2 protein-coding genes are annotated in these 2,586 nt (G+C 66.9%); both read right to left on the bottom strand.

Annotated features, from left to right (window positions below; genetic code table 11):
* Positions 1-536: 536 nt before the first annotated feature.
* Positions 537-1,406, bottom strand: a complete 870-nt coding sequence (locus DRB06_RS15685) for an alpha/beta fold hydrolase (RefSeq protein WP_111820457.1) — start codon at positions 1,404-1,406, stop codon at positions 537-539.
* A gap of 1 nt (position 1,407) precedes the next feature.
* Positions 1,408-2,499, bottom strand: coding sequence for an NADH-dependent flavin oxidoreductase (locus DRB06_RS15680; RefSeq protein WP_220093043.1), 1,092 nt, complete (start codon positions 2,497-2,499; stop codon positions 1,408-1,410).
* Positions 2,500-2,586 lie beyond the last annotated feature (87 nt).

Below are 2,586 nucleotides of genomic sequence, written 5' to 3'. Positions count from 1 at the left end.
ATGTCCTGAGACATAACAGGTACGAACCGTCGTCGTTCATGCCGAACCGTTGCTGCTACCTGACGAACCGTCACCGGAACGCACGAACCGTCCATACCCACAACGGCGCCGACGACGTCCTCATCAACCCGAACACGACCTCATACGCCCGAGAACGACCTCTGAGCGGCCAAAACGTCCTCATCGGCCCCAAACCCTCCCGAATGTGGAGGGTTTGGGGATGAAAAGGTCGTGTTCGACAGGCCGGCACCCGCCGAACACGACCTCGCCAGCCCGACGTCGTCCTCCCGCACCCAAACACGACCACCCCACAACAACCCGCGGGCCCGAACCACCACCCCCACAAACGGTGAGAGCCTGGAATGTCAAGATCCGGGACAAACGCGCCGGCAGCTGCCGTGACGGCGTTGAAGATCGTTGAAATCATGCGGACTCTCAAGCGGACCACGTCGCTCCGAACGCCGTTTGTCCCGAATCCGGACACTTCAGCCGACTTCAGTGCGAAGCACCCGTACCTACGCACCGGGTCGCACCGCTCAGGCCCAGGCACGCACCAGACGCACGATGGCGTCCGCGACCTCCTGGTCCTTGCCCTGGTAGGTGTGGCCGGTGCCCTGGATCAGCACCAGTTCGTTCGCCTCCGGGTCGGCGGTGTGATCGTTGATCGTCGCCAGGAACCCCGCCGGGTCGCCATAGGTGAACCGGTCATAGGTGCCGATGAGCATGGCGCCGGTGTGCCGCATGGCGGCCACCTGACTGAAGTCGGCGTCGGCCTCCACGTGCACGTTGTCCAGGATGTTGTCGCACAGCCACTGGCGGGCGGTCTCCGCGCGGCAGGGAACCCAGCCCATGAGCGGGAACGGCAGCCGCTGCTCCCCCAGGCCGCGGTCGACGTAGTCGCGCACCACGGCCCGCTCCTGCGCCGTGACCTGGTTGGTCAGGTGGCGCAGGTTCGCGGGGCTGAGCAGGAGGAAGTGCTCCACCCGCTCATCGTGGTGGCGCGCCAGGTAGTAGATGACCTTGTTGGCGCCCAGGGAGTGCCCGGCCAGGATGATTCGCCGATAGCCGGCGGCCTCCGCGTAGTCCAGCCAAGCCCCCAGATCCTCGTCGGTGAAGGCGAAGTCCTCGTTCCACGAGCCGATGACCTCCTCCTGCCCCGTCACCGCGTTGGTGCCGGGGATCTCGTTGAAGGCGTCGTTCGTCTGCGCGTACACGAAGTCGATGCCGGCCCGGTTGAGGGTCCGCCCGAAGGTGACGTAGAAGGGGTTGGAGTAGAAGTTCCCGTGGATGCCGGTGATGGCGATCACCACCGTGTCCGCGGCCTGGGCCGGGAGCAGGGCCCCGTCCAGCACGCTGCCCCGCCGGGTGGTCACCGTCAGGGCGCGCGGGCGGCGCAGCCCCGGCATCTCAGTAGTCCTCGCTGCGGTAGCGGGGGCTGAACTGCTTGGAGCGCGGATAGAAGTCGGTCCCCATCCGGGTACCCTCCAGCATGGCCTGCGTGTAGCGGTAGGTGTCGGCCTTGTCCCAGTCGAAGGTCGTCTCGATCTCGTCCTCGCGGCCGGTACGGATCAGCTCGATCAGGTGCGGGTTGAGCAGGACGCTCTTGCCGATGGCCAACAGCTCAGCCCAGCCGGTGTCCCAGGCGCGAATCATGTCGTCGGCCGTGTACAGGTTGCCGACGCCGATCAACGGCATCCGCCCACCGATGCGCTCGTGCAGCAACTGCATGCGGGTCAGGGAGGTGTCCGCGCCCCGACGCGCCTTCTTGTAGAAGTCCCACAGGGACACGTGCAGGTACTGCAACGGCTTGTCCACCAGGGCGTCGACCAGGGCGAAGGTGTCCGCCATGGTCAGGCCGCGCTCGCCGGGCTCCTCCGGGGAGAAGCGGTAACCCACGATGAAGTCGGGCCGGTCGTGCCGACGGCGCACGGCGTCGACGGCGTCCACGACCGCCAGCGGCAGCGCCATCCGCTTCTCGCGCGACCCGCCCCAGTCGTCGGTGCGCAGGTTGGTGTTGCCGGAGAAGAACTGCTGCACCAGCCAGCCGTTCGCGCCGTGAATCTCCACGCCGTCCAGGCCGGCCTCAAGGCTCAGCTCGGTGGCGCGGGCGTAGGCGTCTACCAGGCCGCGCACCTCGTCGTCGGTCATGGCCCGCGAGCCGGCGAAGGGAGCCGTTGTGGGGGAGACGACGTCGTGCCCCTGGGTCATCTCCCTGCGGGCGTGCAGCCCGGAATGGGCCAGCTGGACGACGGCGAGCGCCCCCTGGGCGTGAGCGATGTCCGCGTACTCCTTGAGCGTGGCCAGGTGCCGGGAGTCGAAGGCGTTGGGGGACTCGAAGCCGATGCCGCCCGGCGCCACATTCGTGGACGGCACGATGAACAGGGAGAAGCCCTTGAAGCGGTCGTTCCAGAAGCGGCGGGCGGCGTCGGTCAGCTCGCCGTCGGCGCCCGAGTCGTAGATCGTCAGCGGCGCCACGACGAGCCGATTCTTGAGCGTCACGCCGTTGTTGAGTTTGTTATGTCTCAGGACATCGGTGACAGTTCTGTGTCAGGACATCGGTGACAGTTCGTGGGTTGTTGGGGGTGA

Origin of the sequence: Actinomyces sp. Z5 (assembly GCF_003287795.1) — a bacterium.
In the GTDB taxonomy this organism is placed as follows: domain Bacteria; phylum Actinomycetota; class Actinomycetes; order Actinomycetales; family Actinomycetaceae; genus Actinomyces; species Actinomyces glycerinitolerans.
Note: the sequence above shows the minus strand (reverse complement) of the source record. Positions and strands in the feature narration are given on the sequence as shown.